Consider the following 24,542-nt stretch of genomic DNA (forward strand, 5'->3'; position numbering starts at 1 on the left):
TTAGCGCCCCAGGCGTTCCAGCGTCATTTTATAACCATCATTGCCGTAATTCAGACAACGCTTCACACGCGAGATTGTAGCTGTGCTCGCGCCAGTCTCCGCTTCAATCTGGTTATATGTATTGCCTTTACCAAGCATACGTGCCACTTCCAGACGCTGGGACATGGATTGAATCTCGTTTACGGTGCAGAGGTCATCAAAAAAGACATAACACTCCTCAATATCCTTCAGTGTCAGGATGGCCTCGAATAGTTGTTCAATACTTTTATCATTTAGCTTCTTCAGCTGCATTTATTTATCATCCCCTAGCGGTTACTGTGTACCTACATTGTACCTACCCTGAGTTGGTATTTCAAGCGTTAACGATTTCACGCACTACAGAATAAAAACACATGTTAACGCTTACAAATAGTATCATTGTCCTTCCCTCATGGACATTACCCCTAAATATCGCAGTTTATCCCCATTTACAGGGAACTATATCCGATTATTCCTCTAGGATTTTTACACAACCCAATTGTGACAAAATTGTGTCTAAACTTCATTTTTCTTCCTCAAGACACATTTCCGCTCCTCACACGCCATCTGCGCCCAAATCCGCAAATATCCCGTTTCCCGTGACACTCGCCTACGCCGCTTCTCCGCGAATGACATACAGTATATCAAAAGGGAGTTCCACCTTGCTTGTTGTTTCCTCATTTCACTCCAATGATATCTCGGTAACAATCCATTCCGGGACCCTCGGTGGAACGCAATTCCGAAATCCAATATAGAAGGAACGTGATCGTTCATGCCACAGCATTATTATCATCGTCAGCCGGGAACACGGCCGCGTCCGGCTCCTCCTGGTCATCGGCAGGCCCATACATCGGCCTATGTACCTTATGGTGTCCCGCGTTCTCTGAATGAAGCCCAGATTCAACCGATGTATCCTGGGGTTGATCCGCATTACCCGGGCTTCGCTGAAGTCGAAGCATCCGGTCTTGTGCCTTACGGGCAAGGTGCAACTGGCGGAGGGTTTCTAGGAGGCAGTACTCCAGTTACCCCTGTTGTTCCAGCCCAAACACCCGCATCTTCAGGTAGTTCAGGCTTTTCCCTCGCGAATCTGGGGGAGCTCAAAGGCATGATTGACCGCTTCGGCGGTATTGACGGCATCATGAACGGTGTAGCCAAGATGCAGAAGGTCGTTGGCGGTATTCAGCAGATGGCACCGATGATGAAGCTTGTCATGGGCATCCTGCCTTTTGGCAAAAATAAAAATAGCAGCAGTGAAGCAGATGCTGACTTCGAGGAATATTCCAAGCCTCGCCCACGCAAGCGCCGCAAACAAACGAACAGCACGCAGCGCAAACGCACCTCGTCTCCGGCACGCCGCAAAAACTCAACTGCAAAACCGCGCCCCAAAAGACGCAAAAGCTAGTTCCCTTCAGACACCCCCTCTGCGAAGGCGGGTGTCTGAATAATTTTTTTCAGAATAAATACTAAGAACCTATGTTCCCATGCACAGTAGATGAGGTATAATATATAAGTTGAACTCTTCATTTACACGTTAACGGAGAGGACAGAAAAAACCTGAAAAAGCGGAGCGGTCGCCTTTATCACCGGATTTTCCCCTTTGGAAAAGGGGATCGAAAAAATCTGGGGATAACAGCGATTGGAAGGTTATTCTGTCATCGGAGTGGTCTGTGTAAAATCTTTAGTTCAACTTATACTAGAGAATACATATAAGGAGGCAGACCATGGAACTGTTCAAAGACAAATATACCCCCGCTCTGGTTGATCGGACCGCTGACCAGCTTCGCCAGTTTTATCCGCAGCTGCAGACACAGCAATTTCGTGAGTTAGTCTTCGCCGAGGGCTGGGAGACACTCGAATTCAAGGCAAGGATCCGCCGCATTACGGAAGCCTTGACTCAGGTGCTTCCGGCAGATTATGCAGAAGCGTTACATATTATCGGGCAGGCAGCTCCGCAGCTGCGAGGTGTTGAGTTTCTTTTCATACCTGACTTCATTGAAGTGAATGGACTTGCCCCAGACAGGTACGAGCTATCCATGAAGTATCTTGCGCTTGTTACACCTTATTCCAGCTCGGAGTTTGCGGTGCGCCCCTTTATTCAGCGTTACCCTCTCCAGACGATCAAACAGCTGATGGAATGGACGGAAAGCAGTAATGAGCATATTCGCAGGTTAGCCAGTGAAGGCAGCCGCCCTCGTTTGCCATGGGGAGCCAAGCTTGGTGAATTTATTGCTGATCCCACGCCGGTGCTTCCCATTTTGCATGCACTCCGGCAGGACAGCTCTCTGTATGTACGAAAAAGTGTCGCCAATCACCTGAACGATATCTCCAAAGATCATGCCGATCTTGTGTTGGATTTAGCTCAGTCCTGGCATGGTCAGCATCCGCATACGGACTGGATTATCCGTCATGCGAGTCGTTCACTGCTCAAAAAAGGGCATCCCGCTGCATTAAGCTTGTTCGGCTACAACAAACAGGAAGCTGTTGATATTGAGAACCTGAAACTGGAACGGGATACCATTGCGACAGGGGAGGAGCTTCATTTTTCATTCGATGTGGTCAATACAAGCGGGGAGCCGCAGATGCTGCGGATTGAATATGAGATCGGTTATATGAAGGCTAACGGCAAGCAGGCACCCAAGCGCTTCAAATGCTCTGACAGAATGTATGCGGAAGGCCGCACGCCAGTCGCGACCAAGCAATCCTTCAAGCTGATCACCACTCGCAAATTTTATGCGGGACTCCATACGCTCACTATTTTTGTGAACGGGCAGGAAACGCAAACCGTTTCTTTTGCGCTTGAAGTAGACTAAGCCTGCGTTTAAGGCAGAACTGGTCGCATATTTTACTCTTTTTACTTATGCACAGTTATGTATCAACGAAAAAACTTATTCACATGTGGATAGCGAAATAAAATGAGACAAGACAGGGGCCACAAGCCCCTGCCTACTTGAACCAGCCACGCTTCACAAACCATGCCACCATGCAGCCGCCCAGTACAAACATCAGCAACATCACTGCACCATATCCGTACTTCCACTGCAGCTCTGGCATATGGGTGAAGTTCATTCCATAGATACCGGCAATCAAGGTGAGCGGCATAAATACGGTAGTAATCACGGTTAAAGTTTTCATAATCTGATTCATCCGGTTGGAGTTCAGCGAAATATAGCTGTCTCGCAGATCAGCCGTCATCTCCCGATCCGCTTCAATCATATCTGTCAACTTGAGCAAATGGTCATATATATCAGTAAAATACACCGTATGCTCCCCTGATCGCTGGACATGCTGTGAATTCACGACCCGATAGAGCAGATCACGCATCGGAACAACGGTGCGTCTCAGCTTCAGCAGTCGACTTCTCAGATCAAACACCTGATTCATCAGTTCCTCCACTGATTCCTGACCCCCGCGGTTTTCCAATTCAGCCAGCTCATCCTCAATGGCAAACAGGGACGGAAAATAATGATCCACCAGCTTGTCCATCACGGTATAGGCTGCCGCGACCGGCCCTCTTGCCCAGATGGTTCGTTCATGTGCATGCTGCAGCAAACGATCCCAGGCTTCATCTACTTCTTCCAGCTTCCCATGATGAAAAGACACCAGAAAGTTGGCTCCCAGAAACAAATCCACCTCTTCGGCCTCCAGTGTGACCGGATTCAGTGCATGCAGCACGAGAAACTGCAAATTCTCATAATAGTCCAGCTTGGGCCGCTGCAAGACATGCATACAGTCCTCAATCGCTAACGGGTGAAAATGAAAATAGCTGTCCAGCAATCGGCTTTCTTCTTCTGTCGGCTGGTTGAAATCTGCCCATACCCATGCATAATCGCTCAATTCCAGCTGCTCCAGCGGCATGTTCACGGTAATCTGGTGATCCCGCGTAATTGCAAGTGTACGAATCATGGAGTAGACCACGTCCTTGTCTCTTGTCAAAGTTCTTCCCTATTATAAAAGTCTTTTCACAGATCTTGCATATCCAACATTCATTGTCCGAATTTTATTCAATCATACAACGTCAAGCCTCACACGTCTGCTTTAAGGAGTAAGTCATCGCTGCAGATGTATTACTTGATATGACTTATTTTGGCTTGATATGACAAACACAAACAAAAAAAGCCAACCCGGTTGGCTTCTCTCATTTCCCCTATCCACACAGTTTCCTGTATCCACAGGAAGATTTCTTTTGGTTTATCATTCCACGGATGGCTATCCACATATCCAGCCTGTCCACAATTTCGTGCACAGCCTATTTTCCATATCATTGATTAATTATCCACATATCCCGATATTCACATGGTTATAAACAGACCATTGTTCGGTTTTCTAAAACATATCCACGGTTGTGTTGCTTTATATGAGCGGTTTAGAAAATAATCCAGTACAGCAATCCCGCAAGGGCTCCGGTAATTGGAATCGTAATAAACCACGTAATAATTATACGGCCAGCCAGTCCCCATTTTACCGCCGAAAAGCGCTTAGCGGAACCTACACCCAGAATGGCGGATGTAATCGCATGTGTAGTACTTACCGGAAGGTGAAGTAGCGTTGCCGTGAAAATAACGGAGGCCGCCGACAAATCTGCCGCAAAGCCGTTAATCGGTTCGATTTTGAAAATTTTCGTGCCCATTGTTTTGATGATTTTCCATCCACCAATGGACGTTCCCAGTGCCATCGCAGTGGCCGCCGAAATTTTTACCCACAGCGGTACTTCGAGATGATCCTGTACTTTAGCTGCGACAAGCGCGAACGTAATAATCCCCATAGCCTTCTGCGCATCGTTAGTACCGTGCGTGAATGCCTGCAATGCAGCTGTGAAAATCTGTACCGTACGGAAGCCTTTATTGACGTTATGCGGGCTTCGTTTGGCAAATACATATTTGAGAATCGTCATGACGATATAACCGATTGCAAAAGCAATCAGAGGTGATAACAGCAAACCGCCTACAATATCAATGAAGCCCGTCCATTTCACTTTGTCCGAACCGGCTCCAACGAGTACAGCACCCGCGAGCGCGCCGATCAGCGCATGTGAAGAGGAAGAAGGAATTCCAAACCACCATGTGACCAGATTCCATATGATCGCGGCGATCAAGGTGACTATGACGACCTCGATGCCGTTATCCAGCTTGGTGGGGTCCGTCACACTCCCCCCAATCGTCTTCGCTACACCTGTAAACATCATTGCACCGACAAAGTTCATCACAGCCGCCAGAAGAATAGCCCGGCGCGGCGTCAATGCACGTGTTGATACCGAAGTTGCGATGGCATTGGCTGTATCGTGAAAACCATTAATGAAGTCAAACGCCAGTGCAAGGAAGACGACTATACCTAATACCCAAATCGTTGTTTCCATTAGTCTCTGGCTCCTTAAGAATTACGCATGATGATGGACTCAAGAACGTTGGCAACATGCTCACAATCATCCGTTGTCGTTTCAAGGCGTTCATAAATCTCTTTGCGCTTGATCAGCTCAATCGGATCGGATACTGTAGCGAACAGATTCTTGATACAGTTACGCAATACTTCGTCGCCCTGGTTTTCCAGATCGTTCAGACGAATGGTGTATTCACGAATCGCCAGCAATTTTTTCTGGGACAGCAAATGAATCGCCTTTTGAATTTCATAAGCCGATTGACGCAAAATTTCTGCAAATTGAACGATATATTCGTCCGGATCAACCAGTTGGTACATATAGAAACGGGAAGCTGTAGCTTCGATTCCGTCCAATACGTCATCAAGAGTTGTTGTCAGTTCCATAATATCATCGCGTTCAATCGGCGTGATAAATGTTTTGTTCAGCTCTGTAATGATGGTGTGTACGTAGTCATCACATTGCGACTCGTACTTCTTCATTTCATTAGCAAAAAGAGTTACATCCTGAAGGTTGGAAACATGCTGGGAGAAATAATCTGCCGCTTGAACCACCGTATCTGCCATGTTCTCCAGTGTTTCAAAAAATATATCCTTCTTCTTCTTAATCTTCATAGCTCTATCCCCTCTTCGAGAAATTGCGCTGATAACCGATGAAACATGAAATGACAACCTTTGATATCTTATCATATTTGTTTCATGGTTTGTACAAAAGCTGCGATGCTTTTTTATATTCTTCTCATATAAACCTGAAATGAATCTTAATTATGTGGAATTATGGCAAAATCAGACTCAAATTTTACACTGCGTTTACATTTCTCCAGGAAAATCAACCCAGGAGCTTATCATGACTGCTCACCGAGCTTCACATGATCTGCAAATTTCGGGGCGTTTGGAACGATGTTAATGAAGGTTTTACCAGGAACCAGTTTCATCTCCACTCCGTCCTGCACGAAACGAATGATATCCCCTTTTTTCCTCACCCATTGCCCGCGAATCATCTTTCCCTTCTGAAACAGCATCGCTTCCCCGCCTTGATCCACATTAACAGCCAATCGGCCTACATCATCAAGCACCTTATGATCTGCTCCGGCAACAATAATGTTAGCTGCACCAAGCTGATGGCCATTATCTTTATCCTCATCGGGCTTTCCATTAACCATTCTCATATATCGTCCGCTAACCTCATCGTAATCATACGTTACTTTATAACTATTCAATAAATAATGGAGCTCAAACTGCTTCACAGCCTCCCCTGCTGAAGTAGACCCTTGTTCGTCGTACATATACACAGGTGATTGGAACTCATGGCTGTATCCTTTCTTCTCTGCACCCTCTCTAAGCTTTTCGACAGAGGTATACAGGTTGTGAGGAGCCTTGCGATCCTTGGAGCGCCAGAAATAGGGGCCGCCATTCGAAATTTCATCCATATGCTGCTTCTGCTGTTTTTGCAAAATAGAATAGGCCTCCGGGCTGCCTCCCGCATGCACAAGCACACCATCATAGCTCTCTCCGAGCTCGATCAGGTACGGACGAATGCTGCGCACAGGGCCAACAGCGTCTGCACCGCCTTCACTCTGGAAAACCGCGATGAAACGGGTGATGCCGCCTTCAGCAAGCACCTCGATAATAATGTCTGCTGCGCTTAGCCCGGATTGAGGACGTGCCGCAGGTGCATTGTTAATCATGACCGCCAGCGGGCGATCCGTGGGTGCTGTCTCCACAGCTAGTCCTGTTAAAGGAGCTGTAAACATCGGATTAACAGGCTGCTCAATCGGCTGCTCTTCCTGTACTGGTGCAGGTGCAGGCTCCGGCTGAGGAACCTTGGCGAGCTCCTTATCCTGACAAGCAACAAGACTAATAGCCAGAAGACAGCCTGATGCTGTCAGCAATCCTTTTTTCCAAGAAAACGAATTCAAAATAAAACCTCCTGAACGATCTGGCTGACTCCCTTCAGATGTCATATGTGATATTTCTCTCATGCAGACAACCATCTCACGTATTTCCTTCCATTTAATCACAATGCTTCCGTTTTGTCTGCGCCTGAAAAGCCTTGATACAGCTCGTTTATCATTTTTGAAACACAGTTAAAGGGAAAAAATTTGTCTGAAATGTGAACTTCTCAAACCTTACTTAAAATTTGAACTAGATTGTGATTATTATCACAAACAAAACACCTTTACGGCTATACAATAAAGACATCAAAGGTGATCACTTAGAAAAACAAAAACAACACACACATTAGATTTCATAAAAGGAGTGGTTTATATGTTCAGCTTCAACCAATGGATTAGAGAAAACAAAGTGGCAATGTGGATTTTGACAGTACTTCGGGTGTATATCGGTTATGACTGGATGACTCACGGCTGGAGCAAATTGACTGGTGGATTCGAAGCAGGCGGCTTCCTCGCAGGGGCACTTGAAAAAGCAACAGGTGATCACCCGGCCGTTCAAGCTTGGTGGGCAACATTCCTTGAAAAATTCGCAATTCCGAATGCCGGATTGTTCGACTTCGTTATCCCGCTTGGTGAATTCCTTGTAGGTCTGGGACTCATCCTTGGATGCTTCACAACCCTGGCAGCTCTGATGGCAATGGTCATGAACTTCGCGTTCCTCTTCTCGGGTACAGTAAGCACCAACGCTCAACTGGTTGTGATGGAAATCTTCATCGTCGTAGCTGGTGCAAATGCTGGTAAAATCGGTCTGGATCACTGGGTTCTGCCTTACCTTCGCGGATTGTTCAACCGTAACAAAACGGTGACACCTACGACACCAACCATTACACCAACGAAGAAAACAGCTTAATCTGAATAAAATATAAAATCTCGGTCCTGCTCCTTCTTTCGGAGCAGGATTTTTATTGATTTGTAAGTTGGCTGCATCTTGTTAATCGCAAAAAAAGCAACAGCTTCCCAGAGGAAGCCGCTGCTTAACGAGAATTTATGGTTTAATTACATAATATTAATTGAATTTCGCCTCTCCGGCTCTCATCAGAACCTGAGTTGCTTCCGCGCGAGTCAACGGGGTCGAGGAATCAAAAGCCCCATTGACTCGGCCCTTCATTATCCCCGACTGCTGCAATTGAGCCGCTGCCTGAATTGCCCAGGCAGGGATGGTTGCTACATCCGTGAAGGAAGCCTCCGCGTCAGCATCTGTGATCGCCATGGCACGGCTGACCATAACGGCCATCTCTGCTCGGGTAATCGAAGCGTTGGCACGAAAGTTCCCTCTCATATCTCCTTGAATCCAGCCCAAAGCACTGGCTAACGCAATATCTTCACGTGCCCATGCTCCGATCTGTGCCATATCTGAGAAGACTGGCGAAGCTGAATCCGTATCGATATGCTCAGCTGCTGGCTTGTGCATCCGCACCAGCATTGCTGTAAACTCCGCTCGGGTTACGGAGGCTCCCGGATGGAATGTACCATCCGCATAACCTTTGACGATACCCAGCTCAGCCGCTTGGCGAATGGTGGAAGCTGCCCAGTGTCCGCTAATATCACTGAAATCCACTTTTGCAGGTATCGGACTCGCGTCAGCTGCTGGAACAGCCATCACAGCAAAACGTGTAAAGTGATTCACATCTACACTAATGGTATTCCCTTTAATTACGCCACCTTCAACCATGATCCATGGCGTATTGGGCTGATTTTGGTAGAAGACAGCAAGCTTCTCATTGCTCGAGAGTGATGTAGGGTCAAAACTCAGCGTTAATTTCACTGGAGCGCCAAAGTTCCCCTGCATATTTTTGGTCAATTCGTATACCTGACTCACAACACGCATGTTGCCGTTCAGCCCGGTCAGTGGTGTGTTCACAACGATAGCTTTGATCTCCAACTGCTGATTGGCTGCACCCGCTGGGACCTGGAGCTGCATTCCCGTACCTAATTTAATTTCAGCAGCCTGCCCTGCAGCAATAGATACGTTTACTTGCGTATCACTCGTACTATTCGAAGCATTATTTTCAGTGCCGAGGCCAGAGTTAGAGTTAGAGTTAGAGTTAGAACCTGAACCTCCTCCACCTTCGCTGTTTCCGCCATTTCCACTGCTCCCTGTGCCTCCGTTGCCATTGTTCCCTGAGTTTGAACCGCCACCTGGTGTCGTTACCGGCTTCCAGCCTGCATACAGAGTGATATCCGCATTCACCGTAGCTGTCGCAAAATCAAAAGGCTGGGTATGTGTCGCATCGGTATACCATCCTGCAAAGGTATACCCTGTGCGTTCTGGATCGGCGGGACGAGACAGATGATCACCGTACGCGGCTGACTGTGGAGCAATTACACTGCCTCCATCCGTTTCAAATGTAATCTGCTGAACCCGAGCGGCCCATTTGGCATACAACGTCACATTGGACTGGATCGGCTGACTAAAGTCAAATGGAACGGTGAACTGCGAATCCGAAAACCAGCCAGCAAAGACCTGACCCTCCGTATTCGAAGTTGGCTCAATAGGTAGGATTAGCTCATCACCATATCCGATACTTTGATCTGAAATAGGCGAACCTCCGGTTGTATCAAAGCTAACCGTATACTGATTACGTTCCCAGCCTGCATACAGCTGAACATCTTCATAAATAGACGATGTGGTAAAATTGAAAGGTTGCTGTAAAGCCGCATCACTATACCACCCGGTAAAGGTATAACCGGTTCGCGTTGGTGCGGTGGGTTCAATACCATAATCACCGTAATACACTTCTTGCTTGTCTACACTCGTTCCGCCGCCGCTGTCGAACAGAAGCTGACGCGGTGCATAATAGCTGAAGGTAAGTGTCGAACTATTATTAGCTTTGTCAGTAACAATCAGGGTGTAGCTGCCTTCCCGACTAACCTGATCCCCGCTTTCAAATGCTTCACCATTCAGCTTAGCCGTTCCATCACTAAAAGTAATCGTAGGCGGCACGGTATATCGTCCCCCGTTGCTTACTCCATCCACTGTTGGCGGCGTAAGATCAATCGTAAAAGAAACGGTTGTTGTACCATAGTTGTTGGTTACTACTAAAGTGTAGCTGCCTTCTGAACCAATGGGTGTTCCATTCAGATATTCACTGCCATTTAGCGTCGCATTACCATTTGTAAAACCGGGAGTTACGGTACCATTGTATATGCCGCCCTCACTAACTCCACTCACCGCTGGGGGTACAGGTGCCTCTACTTTGATCCTGATCGTAGAATAACCGCTGGCGAATCCATTGTTGTTGTAAGTACGGACGGTAAAGCTGTCATCCCCTGAATAATTGCTTGCAGCTGTATACGTAAAGCCGTTACCGCGATCGCTTACCGTTCCATGCTGAGGCTGCGTTCGCAACGATACACCCGAAGCCCCACTCCCTGATGCATTGCCAAGCAAATCCGAACTATATATTTGTACAGACTGGCCAGATGGAACTGTATAGATCGTGCTTGTTCCTGCCAACCCACTGGGAACACCTCCACCATTACCTGTCCTCGGGTAGATACCGGCTTCAAGTACAATATAATATCGGAACGCATAAGGATTATTACTAAGATTAGGCAACCCAAACTGTTCAGTACCGTTACTTCCAAATTTCACCCCTAGAAGTGAAAACAACGCCTTGTTGCTCGTTGAGACAAGTCTGCCATCGCCAGGCAACCAGGCTGTCTGCATCGGCACAAGAAACGGTATCGATTCGCCCATGAGCTCATTACCAGTTCCATTACCGATATCATTCCCATTCTGCTGCTCGGTAGAAGTTGTCGCTGCCACAGCATAAAACAGCCTGGTGTCCGGTATCGGAACCTCAACAGATGGCAGCGTAAACGTTCTGCCATCCGAAGAACCAAAAGTCGAACCAATCGCATCATACAACCTTGGATGGTCCAGTGAGTTATGGTTGCTTCCATCCAGCTTTAGCCATCCACCAGGCACAAAAGCGTACGGGAACATGCGCACCTCGCCTGCCAGAGCATTACTTACCATTCCTTCCTCTCGTGACGGAAACAATCCCCCGGTTGAAATGTAATATCCCATACCGTCAGGCACGGGTAAAGATGTCAGATTCGGTAACGAAAAGTTATCCCTCCCATTCCCGCCATACGAAGTGCCAAGTAAGGAATACAAAGTTGAATTGCTATCAATACTCAATGTCTGTCCTGCGGCGAATGTCCAGCCTTCTGGTGCATAATTGTAAGGAAAGAGCTGTATCTCACCTAGATACGGTTGACTAGCAGCTGCATGTGCGAAATGCGTTGTTCCATTCCCTAAGGAACACGTCGTAAACACAAAAACCAGTGCAATTTTCCATGCACGGCGCACATAATGAATCACTTGAATATCTCCCCCTTTTTCCTACATATCTCTTCAAGCTAAATGCAATAAGAATTAATGATGAGAACGTTCCTACATCCCTGCCTGTATGGAATTTTTCGTAACATGTAACATGATTACGCTTAGTTTAATTGATGCATGGGGAAATGAATATAGCGAATCTCTAGCTATTCAGCCTTATTTTTTCTTGCACAATTATGCATTGGAAATGATATTAATCATAATACCCATTCATTTTTTCCAGAACGCTACAATACAAGTTGAGGATATCCAGTCCCTTACACTTGCTCACCTGCCGGACTCCGTATTATGATAAAACTAAAGTCTGTTCTATAAAAAGGAGTATCCTATGCCAACTCAACGCCGTCTTGAAACGGACGCCGATTTTCAGGAAGCCATGTCTTTAAAACATAAAATTCGCGTATTCAAAGATAACCACCAGATTGATTCTGGCGGCATCATCATTCGTTTTGACGAGAACACCGTTGTTGTGCAATCCAGTGTCAGCGAGCTGGCCTATCACTCACGTGCGGAATGTGAGTTGTTCGAGATTCGTAAGTAGTGTTAAAAGTCAGGATACTGGCACGCTTTTTGAGATATTTGAGCGAAGCCTGTGACGTATCTATACACCAAAAAAAGGTTCCACGCAGTCGTTAACAGATGCGAGGAACCTTTTATCTTATTTATACGGTATTCTTCATTTCATTAATCGTTAATAACTTGAAAGACGTCACTTGCATCCAAACTGGATGCGAACTACATTCCAGCATTTTCATGTTCTCCACGCTCATCTGCTCCGAGTTATATGCCGTCTCCAAACTGCCAGCAGTTCAGACTAAGCGTGCCATGAGGATAGGATTGAAATAACCGCCGGGCTGTGCGGGACATATCCGCTGTCCCCATCGCATAGAACAAAGGTGCGATATGCTCCATTCCATAGGAGGGTACCGCTGTCCGTGCATGAGGAGCTTTTTTATCATACTGAAACAGCTCTCTTGTGTTCCATTGCTGCAGGCGCTCTCCAAGCCAATCATCAAATTCGATTGCCCAGTCCTGTGGCTCGTCATCCTGTGCCAGCATTCTCAGATTATGAACGGTTCCACCGCTGCCGATGATGAGCACATGATCATGTCTGAGCTGCTCCAGCATACGACCGATATCATACTGCTCTTGAGGAGAACGCAGGGAGTCCACCGACACGGCAATAACCGGAATGTTGGCCTCGGGATACATATGCAGCAGCGGCACCCACACGCCATGATCCAGCCCTCGTCCCATAACAGGCTGATACGGCAAGTTGCTTCGGGAGAATAACGCACAGATTTCGTTCGCAATCTCAGTCTGCCCGACTGCAGGGTACTGTATGTTATACATTGCTGAAGGATATCCGTAAAAATCATGCAGGGTTCGATGGTTCTCATCCATCGTCACCGAAGGCACAGGACAGTCCCAGTGTGCAGTAAAAACAACGATAGCCTTTGGAGCCGGCAGCCTCTCTCCAAGCTGGTTCAAAAATTGAGTGTAATCACTGCTCTCCACCGAAAGCAGGGGAGAACCATGCGCAATGAATAGTGCGGGTAATGTCATCGCTGCCAACCTCCAGACACGGATAGGATGCTTACCTCTCTATTTTACCCCGAAGAAGGCGCTTTTCCAAGCTACCCCCGTGACTTTTGATTGATGACGTTTGACTTATCGTTTAGATCATCCAGTGCTGCCAGTTCTCTTCAATCTTCTGACGCTCTCCAAGCCATTCTCTTGTGCGAGTAATAAGCTGTTCCCGCTCTTTACCTGATGAGAACGTATGATTGCCCTGGAAAATAATCTCCTTGTCGCAGCGCCCTTCCTGACGCATCCAGAAAACTTTCTGATACAGAAACGCATAGTCTACCGGGATGACCTCATCTGAAGTACCGTGTACAACCAGCACATCCCCGCTGAACTTCACGGCTTCCTGGAATGGTTGATGTTCTGCGAGAGATTCGAAAAATTTCGGTGTGAATTTGTAACCTAGATAATCGGCAGCACCTTTTCTCACACCTTCATCGTACACGTCCCGGCCTGTAATCTTTACAATATCATTGAATGGGTAACCGACAGCAGACCACATCACGAGATTTTTAACCCGTTTGTCACGCACAGCTGTCAATAGCGCAACAGCTCCACCCAAGCTGTGTCCGATCAATGTGACACGTGTCGGGTCTACATCACTGCAGTTCACCGCATAGTCCAGTATAGAACGGGTTTGCAGCACCATGGACTCCAGCCCTTCGGCTCCATATTCACCGCTGCTCTCCCCGCAGCCGATGTAATCGAAACGAAGCACCAGATATCCGTCCTCCGCGAGTTCACGAGCAGTCTTTACAAACAAACGATCCACACCAATTCGGCTTCCCACAAAGCCATGGCAGATGACCGCCAAAGGTACACGCTGCTGACGTGTCTCCTCTTTGATATCTTTTACAACCGGATAGTGAATGGTCGCGGTTAACTCCTCTTCCCCGTGACGGATGCTGATCTGACGTTCCATACCGATTTCCCCTTTCCTTGGTGAAAATGCAATCTATTTGACGTTTCTCGTTCTTATGTTAATTGTATTTAATCCGATAAGTTTAGTAAGTATTAAGAAGATATTAGTATATTATCATTCCCTTACCCGTAAGTCAACGCGAGAAATGATCGTTCTTTGTCGTAAGTTGTTGTTCTCTTTTTGAGCCTTTCCCCCCTGCAAAAAAAGAGCCTGGCTATGTTCAGCAAGGCTCGTAATATACGCTGTTTGGTTCCTGTAGCAGCTATTTCCTCTGCATGTATAGTCCATGGTTCTTTCCTACTCATAACTCCTGCGGAACATCGCATGAGTCTCGATTCGTCCGTTCCATTCATGCTGCTGACCTTCACCATCGTTGTCCCAGAAGCTTCTGCCCTGCAGATTGTCATCGTTAAGCTCTTCCCCAAACTCCGCATCGTCCACGTTCTCATTCATTGGCACCACCTCATCCTTAACACCACGGGAATTACTGTTGAGCAGCATCTTGCGTGTCAGATCTGATTGCTTGTCCATCTTGAGCACCCTCCTGTCCGTCATTTCGGTTTTAAATTGCTACTATTGTGGTGGATTGCACAGCTCTTTATTCACCGTTCACAGAATCGTTGCTTCTTCGGAACGGTCCGTGTATATTCACAGATTCACATGGGGAAAATAAAACCAAAATCAAAGGCATCCCTTGTCTGGAACGCCTTTCACCGAAAGGAATGAGCTCATGGCACATCTGCTTGCATGGATTCAGCATCATGGAAAGCTGGTGCTCTTATGTACCTGTGTTGTGCTAGCCTGCATCGGGCTATGGGTGAACCATAAACAGTTATTTTATAAGGAATGACTTTGCGAAACGACAGCCCTTCCCGTATACTAAAATACCGTCAGGGTCTTCATGAATATGGAAGATCAGAACGTGTGAGGACAGGGGGAGCAAGCATTGGGGATTTCGTATAAGAAGCTGAAAGAAATACAAAATCGGCAAATCACCGAGATGAGTCGAATGACACCAGATAACGTACAATTATACAACCAGATTAGCACTATTGCACGGCAGTCACCGGCAGACGAGAGAACTCAGGAAGAATGGATTCTCGCGGCAGGTAAAGCCATCGTACAGGCACAGCAGTCAAACAAACCGGCTCGCGAATTGTATGGACCAGATCTGGAGAAGGATATTTATATGCAGCTGGAAACAGGTAATGCTCAGCCAAACGTCCAATCAGGCACAAATACGGGCAGAAATCATTCCGGTACAGTTTCCAACAAAAAGAATAAAGCCAGCACCGTTCAGCACGCGGATCATGACGATACGCAAGAGCCTGCGCAGCGAACACCTAAATGGTATGTGATGATCGCCTGGGCGGCTATATCCGTAGTACTGCTCATTCAAGGCTGCGCAGGATTATTCTTCGGTATGACAGACGGCGATACCGAGCCTTTCGAGCATATCAGCCTGTTTTCCCTCCTTATTGCCGCTGTAGGCGGAATTGCACTGGTGGAGATGCTGCGTCGATTAGCAGCACGACCAGACGACCAGGGCGAGGACAAACATATGATGCCCAAAGTCAACGTTCGAGGCATCCTCATCTATATCGTCATCGTTGTGCTTGTACTCTTTGTCGGTTACCCGCTTAGAGATAAACTGCCTGTTTTCTACATGGCCCCGTGGGTGAGTGCGCTCATTGGCATTGTTGGACTTGCTTTAATGAGGCCGTTATTCGGGCAAAAGAAACAGGCATAACAGGACACAGACAGGCACATATTCTTTTGTGGTCATTACTACAATTGATTTTTAACAGGGACCGAATCGGTCCCTTTTTATATGGCTGCCGTTTTGATTATTTTAAATCACTAATTCCGTTTTTGCCCTTTGATTAATCCATTTTTTTGCTCTTATCCCTCTACCAGAGGGTTCGGGTTTGGGGTAGTGCTGGTGTTCAGCGTAAGACTCTGCTCCAGCTTGAGCTGATTGCGCTGCTTTACACCTTTGCCCGGCGTCTCCCCGAATTCACGCTTGTACATCCGGATAAAATAATTTACTTCCATGCCTACATTCTCTGCCGCTTCCTTCACACTCGCCTGAGGATGCTCGTTCAGCCACTCCATTCCCTTATGCAAACGCCAGCGCTGCATATACTGATGTCCTGTCACACCGTAGTGCTGATGAAACAGGCGATTCAGATGCTGTACAGAGTAACCTGCTGCATCGGCCACATGTTTGAATAACAGATCGTCCTGATAATGAGCCTGCATCAAGGCAATCGCCCGGTTGAGCCCCTGTTGGCCAGCATCCGGGTGCGGCTGCATTCCCGACACGCTGCTCTCTTGCCCTGGACTGTCCGCTTCCTTGGATAAGTGCCTGATTTCTGGCGCTGCCACCGGAAAAGTTGGCAGTGCTTCTTGAGGCATAGCCTGAGCGAGCTCCAGAATGAACTGGTATACCAAGGCAGAGATACTCCACATCGACATCTTGCCCTGATCCAGCGCCTTCCACAATTCCGTCATCCGTGACCATACTACATCAAACCCGGTCACGGTGCCTGGTTCCCTGCGAACCAATCCTGCAGCCTGAAGCACCGATGCCGCTGATTCACCGCCGATTCCGATACACGCCAGCTCACCGCTCGTTTTGGGATGAGGAATATATTCATGAGCTATTCCCGGTTCAAGTGCAATTAATTGACCTGCGCCAATAACAAGAACCCCTCTTCCCGCAATGTTAAACCGCCCCCCGCCACCTCGCGCCATAAACAGCTGGTAAACCGGAAAGCCATCCGGTCTATGAAGCCCCTTCTCTTCCTGCGTACCCACACCGTACAGGTACAAAGGCATTCTTGAATCCGGCCGCCCTGTCAAACGAAACGCTAACATGCCATCCTTCCTTTCAGCTTATGAGCTAATGCCTCTCTGCCTTTTATTATCGGTCGTTTGATCACAGATCAGCAATGGCCCAAGGAACCCTTTTCAGCGCTATAATTGTCCGAAAATAAGGACATTGGTCATGACGTTGGCAGATGCTGTCGTGTGGTGATAACGGAGAAAAGGAAAAACTCCCTTTCCGGGAATGGAAAGGGAGTCTGAAGATACCGTTATTAAGTTCGATACAGTACTGTTTTTTACACTTATGGAGTTTGGTTGCCCAAGGATGTCGATTCGCTACCGGTATTATTGTTTCCACTCGAAGCACTCGCTCCGCTTCCATTTGTGTCAGGTGAGGAGGTACCTGAAGCATTCGCTGCTGGAATTGTAAAAGTGACTTCATTAGATTTACTTGATGTTTTTGTTGAATCAGAGGGTACTGCTACTACCCAAATTTTATAGTCTCCAGCTGCAAAATCTACATCACTTGAATCCTTAGCGGGACTTCCAATTGGCACACTTATGGGTTGGTTATCGTTTACAATCACCGTTTTAACAGCTCTCAAGGTTTGATTCGCAGGATTAGTCTTAGTAATGTAAATTTCATAACTGGCAATGCCCGTTTCGTTGGGCTTGGTAAAGCTCACACTAACGGAATCGGCTGTTACCGTTGGTGTTTGAACATTCGCTGAGCCCACAGGTGTTGGTGCTTGTTTTTTTGCATTAATTGTAAAGTTACCAGATGTAGCAATACTTGATTCTCTATTAGTATCAGAGGATTCGGACAAGATAACAATTTTATACGAGATTCCGTCTTTAATTGTATTTCCGTTGCTATCTTTCAGTACTTCAGGCAAATCCGAAGTTCCTGGACTAACTTGAATCGCATTACCTTTTACTACAGTTGCTTTAGCAATGTTAGTGTCAAATGCAGTCGATGAAGGTACAACCATTAACATATAACGTCCAATTCCCTGTATAGAATCTGGCTGGGCAAAGGTGACTGTCACATCGGATGCGTTCCCTTGGGCTTGATCTACGCCTTTGACTCCGAAATTAGTGATTTTAACTGGCGATACGGCAGACCTCACAGATAAACTAATGTCAGCATAAGCCGTAGACAATACATTAGCGCTGCTATTGTTACTCATAGCAAGAACAAAAATGCGATAATTCTGATTATTGGTAATATCTGCACCATCTGTTGTTCTAACATTTTCTAGATTAAATGTGTAATCTCCACTTCCACTTGCTTTATTAACAACCTTGAAGTTAGGATTTCTATTTGCTTCCTCCAGGTTGAATCTTCCTACATTAGCGGCCTTTACAACGAAAACCCGATAATGGTTTATATTCGCCTCATTTTGAGATCTATTAAATGTCACTTGCAGATCTTTGCCATTTCCATTATCCGCAACGTCAGTTGCGTTAACCTTAGTCGGTGCTGTAATCGCTAAATTCTGTGTCAGGGTAATTTGAGCCGAAGATGAGGACAGTGCATTCTGGCTCCAATTACCGTTGTTGTTCACTGACAGGACGAACACTCGGTAAGGAAGCCCGTTAACAATGAGATTTCCAATGGTATCTCTAGTACCCGATTGCAGTGTTACTGACAGATTACTTCCAGTTTTGTTCACCTGAGTGTAAGAATTCGACGAATTGGCTGAATTCAGATTGAAGCTTCCCGCGTAGCTCGCAGGCACCACAAACACGCGATAGTGCGAAATATTGGACTCATCCGACGCTCTGTTGAATGTCACGCGCAGATCAGAACCGTTCCCGTTGTCACCGATATCTGCAACTGACAGGTTGCTTGCCACACCTGCAGTGCTATTCGACGTCAATCTCAATACACTGGAAGAAGCCGACAGCGCATTGGTGTAGTTATTTTGCTGACTGCCCGCTGCCATGACATAGATTCGATAATCCTGCAAATTCGTGATGTTATAACCGCTTGTATCTCGCATATTCGAAGGCAAGGTTACAGTAATGTTATTGCCCGTTTTATTCACCGTGTAATAGAGGCTGGAAGACAGATTGCTTGCTGTATTCAGGTTAAAGCTGCTGGTTACCGAATTGCGTACAACAAACACACGATAGTTCGCCACTTTCGACTCATCCGATACACGGTTAAAGCTTACCTGGATGTCACGGCCATCTCCATAATCTGAAATGTCTCTGACTTGTGTAATCACTGGAGCTGCCGCTGTATTTACAGACAACGTCAGGGAAGATGATGATGTAGACAGCTTGCTATCCATTGTTGTATTCGCACTCACTGACATGATGTACACCACATAGGCTGTTCCGCTCTTGATCAACTCGCCAGAAGTATCCCGGGATGAGGAAGTCAGCTGAGCTTTAACTGCACTGGAATTTCCTTTGTAGATGATCGTAGAATTGGCACTGGATACTTTATTGGCCGCATTGAGATTAAATGTCGAGGCATCCTTTGCTTTCACTACATATGCGCGGTAATACGTAATATTGGACGTCGTGCTTGGCTGTGTAAAATTAATCTCCATATCCCTGCCATCGCCATAATCGCTTACGTCAGCTACACGCAGCCCCGTTACAGCCTGAACGGAAGATTTCACCTGGTTCAGCTTCAGAACTTGGGAAGACCAGTTCAATGTATTTTTATAGTTATTACTGCTGTTGCCTACGGTCAATACATACAGACGGTAGCTTTCATTGCCGTTAAGCAAATCTCCGTTAACGTCACGTGTCTGAGCATTCAGTGTGAGCTTCGGATTGCTGCCGTTTGGCGTAATGGAAGTATAATTTGCGGAAGGAACAGCCGAGGCCGTCTTTTCATTGAAACTGTTCACATCACGCGTTTTCACCAGCATGATCCGGTACGCTGACACGCTTTTTTCCGAAGTCGCACGTGTAAAGCTTACCGTCAGATCGCGACCATCTCCGTTGCTGCCGGATACCGAGCCGTTTATATTCCAGGCCGCAAACTGTGTATCATCTACTGGCGTTTCAGGCGTTGATGATGTTGTTTTGATATCCACACGCTGATTCCGTGAGTTCCAGTATACTTTTTCCCCAAATGCTTCACTCACAAAACGAATCGGCACCATCGTGTTTCCCTTGATTGTACTCGCAGGCACATCCAGCATGGTGAGCTGTCCGTTGATATATGCAACCTTGGAACCGAGCGTTAATGAAACCTCCTGATCCCCGCGTGTTGCTGTAATTCTTTTCGTTTTATTGCTGTACTTTACATCTGCATCCAATCCTTCGAAAATCGACCGCAGCGGAACAAGTACCCGCCCAGCCTTCATAACTGGAGCTTGAGCTGACGGCAGCTCGGCATCATTAATATAGATACTGATTCTTGCCGCTGCGTCCATCACCGACAGTGGCAGTGCAGACATGAGCATGGCCGACACGGCCAAGGCTGACATCACCTTTTTGACTTGATTTCCTCCCGCTTTCCTCATACCTCTATCCCCATTCTCTACATAATTAGTAACATTCGTATAGACTAGCTGTGCTGTTAATGAATTCCTGTATTTTCCTATGCACATCTAAGACGTTCCGAATCGATAAAAAGTTTCCGGTCTGCCCAAAAATATTTTCGCAGAAAAATTTACCTGCCATCTACCTTGAAAAGTTAAAAATAACAGAAGAATTTGTCATTATTCCGCAACCACTTTATGTGCCAATTACTGTAATCTGTGGGTAATGGTTAACCACGACAGCTCAGGCAGGGGACTTACTTGAGGCTTTACCCTTTACTTCAGTCGCATCTAATAATACAGAATTGCAGGAGGTTTATACTGATGCCATTATCTTTACATTATTTAAAAAATAAAGGCTTACGCACGCTGCTTACCGCCACGGCTATAGCTGTACTGTTGCAAACGGCTGCTGCTCCAGTCGCTGGCATCGCTTCTGCTGCACCGGCTGCGGAGACCAAGGTTACTACAGCCAGTTCCTCCGCGATCTACAAATCATTTCAGAATATGCTTTACAAAAAAAATGGTCTGCCCGCAGCCGATCGCTACCTTGAATCCAAGATCAGTCAGGCGACCCCATATCATGCAACATTAATGGTAATGCAGCTGGAGAACGCGCGGATCAAGGCACTGACCGCTATGACGGATCGTATGCTTGTCCCGAATGTGCAGGATCAGATGTTGAAAATCTATAAGTGGAATAACAGCTTCACCCAACTGATGGCCCGCACCAAAGACAACACGCTGCGCAACTTGCTGCAGCAAGCCAGAGACAGTGGTTACCGCCTGACGATGATCGAGGGCTCGCTGTATCCAATCATGAATTATGCTGCTTTTGACAAGTATACCTCTTACGTGAATAAGGATATTAAACAGTACATCCGAATCATGGCTGTGGAAACAAGCAATATTTCTACTGAGGATGGAGGCCTCATGATTGGATATCAGGAGATGCTTAATCGTGCGCTGAATCAGGAACAATTCCTGAAGGACTATCCGAAGTCCAATCGGAAGCAGCAGATACAGATGCTGCTGAACGAGTATACCTACTATACGTTTTATGGGCTGGATAATACACCTCTGTTCGATTATGACACCACTGTCATGGATGCGAATGCTCAAAAAGGTTACAAAGCTGTCTTACAGCGCAACTCCTCCAAGGACAGTGCTTTTCTGAAAAAGCTGAATGCTTTTATGGATGTCGTCGCCGAATCCAAGTATGAACAAACCGAAGCGGTCGAAAACTGGCTGGAACAGAATATGCCTAGAAGTGAGTTTTGGAACTAGTAGTAGTGTGAGGATGCGATGAAACGGTGATTGCTGGATGGCATCATTTTCTAACGATTCCCAGAAGCCTTATTTGGCTTTTTTTGAGCGGTTCAGCAATGTAACGATCTCCAGCGACGCTATTTCATCCAAAATGAGTGAGAACCTGTGATTTTCGGAATAAAAAGTGGAAATAGCGCTTCTCCGATTCGTTAGAAGTTAAAGTGAGCTGAAAATGGCGAAATAGCGTCATCTGAGATCGTTAGCCGAATCGCTCATGTCGGTGAACACAGCAAAAAGACGAAATCCACCTCATCATGAGGGGGTCTCGTCTTCTTTTTTTTGCGTATCCCGTGGTTCCTGTGTACAGCATATGCGGAAACGTAATTATCCTTGTCCTGTGTCCCGAGAATCCATCTCGAACCAGCAGCCGTTAGCCTGCCGACTTGGGGCCTTAAGCCATATTCGACAAAGACCACGAAACACAACCGCTTAAAGCGGTTTAATCATATGATCGTACGCATGTCCTCCAATGAGAATGGTTTCATCCTGAACGTAACCTTGCCGTTCATACAGCTGCCTCGCACGTCCATTGTCCTGTTCTACGATGAGGGCTGCCCGTGTATGGCCGAGTTCTTTCCCCTGCTGCTCAAAAGCAGCCATCAGTGCACGCCCGATGCCCTGCCCCTGAAATGACTCGCTTACCGAGAGAGTATCCAGATAATACTCCCCGGGACGGGTTTCTTTTACCAATGCATACTTCTCGTCCGTATCCCGTCCAGGCCGATCCAGAATCGGCTGATCCAGACGGTCCGCATCATCCCCCGCGTAAGCTATCAGAATTCCAGCAACCTGCCCTACCTGCTCCATCACGGTAATGTTCTGATAACTGATCCTGTTATGTTCCTGTAACATCAATTTCCGCAAAATGTGCATCGCCCGTTCATGATCACCCTCACCTGCAAGTGCATAAGTAATATCGTCAATCGCCTGGACCAGCAGCGGAAGCATATGATCCACATCTTCCTTCCGCGCAGGTCGGAGCTGAGGTGTTGTATTTGGTACAGCTGACTCTGTCGTTGGTTTCACTTGTCAACAAATGCCCCTTTCTACTTGCCTGCCTTATATCTGATTTTGGTTCTGATTCTGCATGATCTGTTCTATCTCTATCTCTATCTCTATCTCTATCCTGTACCTGTCTGCACTTGTCTGCACTTGTCTGCACTTGTCTGCACTTGTCTGCACTTGTTTTTACCTGTCCCCCATCTCTGTCTCGATGCCTGTCTTTGCTGCACGATTTTAAGCTAAAGCCAGCTGAAATCCTCTATCAGATTAACATGTTGAACAAGTTAAGGTTTTTGTTCAGCTCTGTATAGGCGATGCCTTTGCGGTTCATGCGCTCGATCAGCGGCTGGTAGTCCTCTTTGTACATCAGCTCGATGCCGACCAGGGCCGGGCCGTTTTCCTTGTCATGCTTTTTCGTATATTCGAATCTGGCGATATCGTCATTTGGACCAAGCACTTCCTCCAAGAACTCACGCAAAGCCCCTGCACGCTGCGGGAAATTCACCATAAAGTAGTATTTCAACCCTTCATAGATCAAGGAACGCTCCTTGATCTCCTGCATCCGGTCAATGTCATTGTTACCGCCGCTAATTACACAAACGACCGTCTTGCCGGCAATCTGTTCCCGATACTGGTCGAGTGCAGCAACAGCCAGCGAACCGGCAGGCTCCACCACGATGGCATTTTCGTTATATAACTCCAGAATGGTTGTGCAGGCTTTGCCTTCCGGCACCTTGACGATGTCATCCAGAATACTGCTGCAGATGTCAAAGGTCAGATCGCCAACCCGTTTCACCGCCGCACCATCGACAAACTTATCAATATCATCCAGTGTGACCACCTGCTTGCGGAACATCGCTTCACTCATAGAAGCCGCGCCAAGCGGCTCAACGCCGATAATTTGAGTGTCAGGGCTGACCGTTCTCATATACGTTCCCACACCGGCTGCCAGACCACCGCCACCAATCGTTACAAATACATAATCTGCATGCTCATCGAGACTTTCCATAATCTCCATCGCAACTGTACCGTTCCCCGCAATAATCTTCGGTGAGTCAAACGGGTGAATAAAGGTCATGCCCTGCTCATCACACGCACGCATTGCTTCAGCATAAGCATCATCATATGTGTCCCCGATCAGAACAACCTCTACATTATCGCCGCCAAAACGACGCACCTGCTTCACCTTCTGATTCGGCGTTGTGCTTGGCATAAAGATTTTGCCGTGAATTCCGAGTGCATTACAGCTGAAGGCCACGCCTTGCGCATGATTGCCTGCACTTGCACAGACAATACCCTTCTCCATCTCGGCCGGAGTCAAATTGCGAATCATATTATAGGCGCCCCTGATTTTAAATGAACGCACCACTTGCAGGTCTTCACGCTTCAGATAGACGTTACAGTTATATTTGGCCGACAATACAGCATCCCGCTGCAGCGGCGTTCTTACGATCACTTCACGCAGCACATGATGTGCGCGCACGATATCCTCCATGCCAACACTGGCATGTCTGGAGCCTTCATTTCCTGTACTCGTTCCTGCTGTTTCTTGATTCTCTGGTTTCATCTGTCTCCACACTCCGCTTATATGGTCTAACAATGTCACACATTGTTTTTCTTTTCATTGTATCACTTTTGCTCTGTACATGCGCCTGGTGAAGAATTGGATA

General features: G+C 46.9%; 19 protein-coding genes. 6 read left to right on the top strand and 13 right to left on the bottom strand.

Going from position 1 to position 24,542, the window contains the following annotated elements; all coding sequences use genetic code 11:
- Positions 1-291 carry a YerC/YecD family TrpR-related protein gene (locus tag ACQSGY_RS19665; RefSeq protein WP_017690665.1) on the bottom strand — a complete coding sequence of 97 codons (291 nt, stop codon included), beginning with the start codon at positions 289-291 and terminating at the stop codon, positions 1-3.
- A gap of 499 nt (positions 292-790) precedes the next feature.
- On the opposite strand from ACQSGY_RS19665, the gene ACQSGY_RS19670 reads away from it, so the two are divergent.
- On the top strand, positions 791-1,420 hold the full coding sequence (locus ACQSGY_RS19670; protein ID WP_426334066.1) for a tyrosine protein kinase: 630 nt from the start codon (positions 791-793) through the stop codon (positions 1,418-1,420).
- Positions 1,421-1,739: 319 nt separating this feature from the next.
- A complete protein-coding gene (locus ACQSGY_RS19675) occupies positions 1,740-2,828 on the top strand; it encodes a DNA alkylation repair protein (RefSeq protein WP_427180077.1) in 1,089 nt (362 codons plus the stop codon).
- Positions 2,829-2,961: 133 nt separating this feature from the next.
- Here ACQSGY_RS19675 and corA read toward each other — a convergent pair whose 3' ends face one another.
- The 4 genes from corA to ACQSGY_RS19695 all read right to left on the bottom strand — a co-directional run bounded on the left by corA (position 2,962) and on the right by ACQSGY_RS19695 (position 7,307).
- Complete coding sequence (gene corA / locus ACQSGY_RS19680; RefSeq protein WP_427180141.1) at positions 2,962-3,921, bottom strand: magnesium/cobalt transporter CorA; 960 nt, start codon at positions 3,919-3,921, stop codon at positions 2,962-2,964.
- Between the two features lie 460 nt (positions 3,922-4,381).
- Positions 4,382-5,371, bottom strand: coding sequence for an inorganic phosphate transporter (locus ACQSGY_RS19685; RefSeq protein WP_184186169.1), 990 nt, complete (start codon positions 5,369-5,371; stop codon positions 4,382-4,384).
- A 14-nt stretch (positions 5,372-5,385) separates the two neighbouring features.
- Positions 5,386-6,003: a DUF47 domain-containing protein gene (locus tag ACQSGY_RS19690; protein ID WP_111273207.1), complete on the bottom strand. Its 618-nt coding sequence runs from the start codon at positions 6,001-6,003 to the stop codon at positions 5,386-5,388.
- 230 nt (positions 6,004-6,233) lie between these two features.
- On the bottom strand, positions 6,234-7,307 hold the full coding sequence (locus ACQSGY_RS19695) for a DUF3048 domain-containing protein (RefSeq protein WP_427180078.1): 1,074 nt from the start codon (positions 7,305-7,307) through the stop codon (positions 6,234-6,236).
- Between the two features lie 349 nt (positions 7,308-7,656).
- Between ACQSGY_RS19695 and ACQSGY_RS19700 the strand changes: the two genes are divergently transcribed.
- Positions 7,657-8,193, top strand: a complete 537-nt coding sequence (locus ACQSGY_RS19700; RefSeq protein ID WP_111273209.1) for a DoxX family protein — start codon at positions 7,657-7,659, stop codon at positions 8,191-8,193.
- A 156-nt stretch (positions 8,194-8,349) separates the two neighbouring features.
- On the opposite strand, the gene ACQSGY_RS19705 is transcribed toward ACQSGY_RS19700, so the two are convergent.
- Positions 8,350-11,673: an InlB B-repeat-containing protein gene (locus ACQSGY_RS19705; RefSeq protein ID WP_427180079.1), complete on the bottom strand. Its 3,324-nt coding sequence runs from the start codon at positions 11,671-11,673 to the stop codon at positions 8,350-8,352.
- Positions 11,674-12,022: 349 nt separating this feature from the next.
- Here ACQSGY_RS19705 and ACQSGY_RS19710 point away from each other — a divergent pair, with 349 nt between their 5' ends.
- Positions 12,023-12,235 (top strand): hypothetical protein, encoded by a 213-nt coding sequence (locus ACQSGY_RS19710; protein WP_427180081.1) that lies wholly within the window; start codon positions 12,023-12,025, stop codon positions 12,233-12,235.
- Between the two features lie 239 nt (positions 12,236-12,474).
- On the opposite strand, the gene ACQSGY_RS19715 is transcribed toward ACQSGY_RS19710, so the two are convergent.
- The 3 genes from ACQSGY_RS19715 to ACQSGY_RS19725 form a co-directional block, all read right to left on the bottom strand.
- Entirely contained in the window at positions 12,475-13,260 is a 786-nt protein-coding gene (locus ACQSGY_RS19715; protein WP_427180083.1) for a DODA-type extradiol aromatic ring-opening family dioxygenase, read from the bottom strand.
- Positions 13,261-13,372: 112 nt separating this feature from the next.
- Positions 13,373-14,203, bottom strand: a complete 831-nt coding sequence (locus ACQSGY_RS19720; protein ID WP_427180085.1) for an alpha/beta hydrolase — start codon at positions 14,201-14,203, stop codon at positions 13,373-13,375.
- A 297-nt stretch (positions 14,204-14,500) separates the two neighbouring features.
- The gene (locus tag ACQSGY_RS19725; protein ID WP_427180086.1) at positions 14,501-14,734 is read right to left on the bottom strand and encodes a hypothetical protein; all 234 of its coding nucleotides are present in this window, start codon (positions 14,732-14,734) and stop codon (positions 14,501-14,503) included.
- Positions 14,735-15,149: 415 nt separating this feature from the next.
- Between ACQSGY_RS19725 and ACQSGY_RS19730 the strand changes: the two genes are divergently transcribed.
- A complete protein-coding gene (locus tag ACQSGY_RS19730; RefSeq protein WP_427180088.1) occupies positions 15,150-15,953 on the top strand; it encodes a hypothetical protein in 804 nt (267 codons plus the stop codon).
- 152 nt (positions 15,954-16,105) lie between these two features.
- Here the strand turns inward: ACQSGY_RS19730 and ACQSGY_RS19735 are convergent, their stop codons facing one another.
- On the bottom strand, positions 16,106-17,083 hold the full coding sequence (locus ACQSGY_RS19735; protein WP_427180090.1) for an AraC family transcriptional regulator: 978 nt from the start codon (positions 17,081-17,083) through the stop codon (positions 16,106-16,108).
- A 251-nt stretch (positions 17,084-17,334) separates the two neighbouring features.
- A complete protein-coding gene (locus ACQSGY_RS19740) occupies positions 17,335-20,523 on the bottom strand; it encodes a stalk domain-containing protein (protein WP_427180091.1) in 3,189 nt (1,062 codons plus the stop codon).
- 342 nt (positions 20,524-20,865) lie between these two features.
- On the opposite strand from ACQSGY_RS19740, the gene ACQSGY_RS19745 reads away from it, so the two are divergent.
- On the top strand, positions 20,866-21,828 hold the full coding sequence (locus ACQSGY_RS19745) for a hypothetical protein (protein ID WP_427180093.1): 963 nt from the start codon (positions 20,866-20,868) through the stop codon (positions 21,826-21,828).
- A gap of 471 nt (positions 21,829-22,299) precedes the next feature.
- Here the strand turns inward: ACQSGY_RS19745 and ACQSGY_RS19750 are convergent, their stop codons facing one another.
- Entirely contained in the window at positions 22,300-22,896 is a 597-nt protein-coding gene (locus tag ACQSGY_RS19750; RefSeq protein ID WP_427180095.1) for a GNAT family N-acetyltransferase, read from the bottom strand.
- Between the two features lie 238 nt (positions 22,897-23,134).
- Entirely contained in the window at positions 23,135-24,367 is a 1,233-nt protein-coding gene (gene ilvA / locus ACQSGY_RS19755) for a threonine ammonia-lyase IlvA (RefSeq protein WP_188594359.1), read from the bottom strand.
- Positions 24,368-24,542: the final 175 nt, after the last annotated feature.

This window comes from Paenibacillus sp. TC-CSREp1 (assembly GCF_050171015.1).
GTDB classification, from domain to species: domain Bacteria; phylum Bacillota; class Bacilli; order Paenibacillales; family Paenibacillaceae; genus Paenibacillus; species Paenibacillus silvae.

Bases quoted from the DNA above. Each gene is read 5' to 3' on its own strand.
- ACQSGY_RS19665 (WP_017690665.1), bottom strand. From the start codon at position 291: ATGCAGCTGAAGAAGCTAAATGATAAAAGTATTGAACAACTATTCGAG.
- ACQSGY_RS19670 (WP_426334066.1), top strand. From the start codon at position 791: ATGCCACAGCATTATTATCATCGTCAGCCGGGAACACGGCCGCGTCCG.
- ACQSGY_RS19675 (WP_427180077.1), top strand. From the start codon at position 1,740: ATGGAACTGTTCAAAGACAAATATACCCCCGCTCTGGTTGATCGGACC.
- corA (WP_427180141.1), bottom strand. From the start codon at position 3,921: ATGATTCGTACACTTGCAATTACGCGGGATCACCAGATTACCGTGAAC.
- ACQSGY_RS19685 (WP_184186169.1), bottom strand. From the start codon at position 5,371: ATGGAAACAACGATTTGGGTATTAGGTATAGTCGTCTTCCTTGCACTG.
- ACQSGY_RS19690 (WP_111273207.1), bottom strand. From the start codon at position 6,003: ATGAAGATTAAGAAGAAGAAGGATATATTTTTTGAAACACTGGAGAAC.
- ACQSGY_RS19700 (WP_111273209.1), top strand. From the start codon at position 7,657: ATGTTCAGCTTCAACCAATGGATTAGAGAAAACAAAGTGGCAATGTGG.
- ACQSGY_RS19710 (WP_427180081.1), top strand. From the start codon at position 12,023: ATGCCAACTCAACGCCGTCTTGAAACGGACGCCGATTTTCAGGAAGCC.
- ACQSGY_RS19715 (WP_427180083.1), bottom strand. From the start codon at position 13,260: ATGACATTACCCGCACTATTCATTGCGCATGGTTCTCCCCTGCTTTCG.
- ACQSGY_RS19720 (WP_427180085.1), bottom strand. From the start codon at position 14,203: ATGGAACGTCAGATCAGCATCCGTCACGGGGAAGAGGAGTTAACCGCG.
- ACQSGY_RS19725 (WP_427180086.1), bottom strand. From the start codon at position 14,734: ATGGACAAGCAATCAGATCTGACACGCAAGATGCTGCTCAACAGTAAT.
- ACQSGY_RS19735 (WP_427180090.1), bottom strand. From the start codon at position 17,083: ATGTTAGCGTTTCGTTTGACAGGGCGGCCGGATTCAAGAATGCCTTTG.
- ACQSGY_RS19740 (WP_427180091.1), bottom strand. From the start codon at position 20,523: ATGAGGAAAGCGGGAGGAAATCAAGTCAAAAAGGTGATGTCAGCCTTG.
- ACQSGY_RS19745 (WP_427180093.1), top strand. From the start codon at position 20,866: ATGCCATTATCTTTACATTATTTAAAAAATAAAGGCTTACGCACGCTG.
- ilvA (WP_188594359.1), bottom strand. From the start codon at position 24,367: ATGGAGGATATCGTGCGCGCACATCATGTGCTGCGTGAAGTGATCGTA.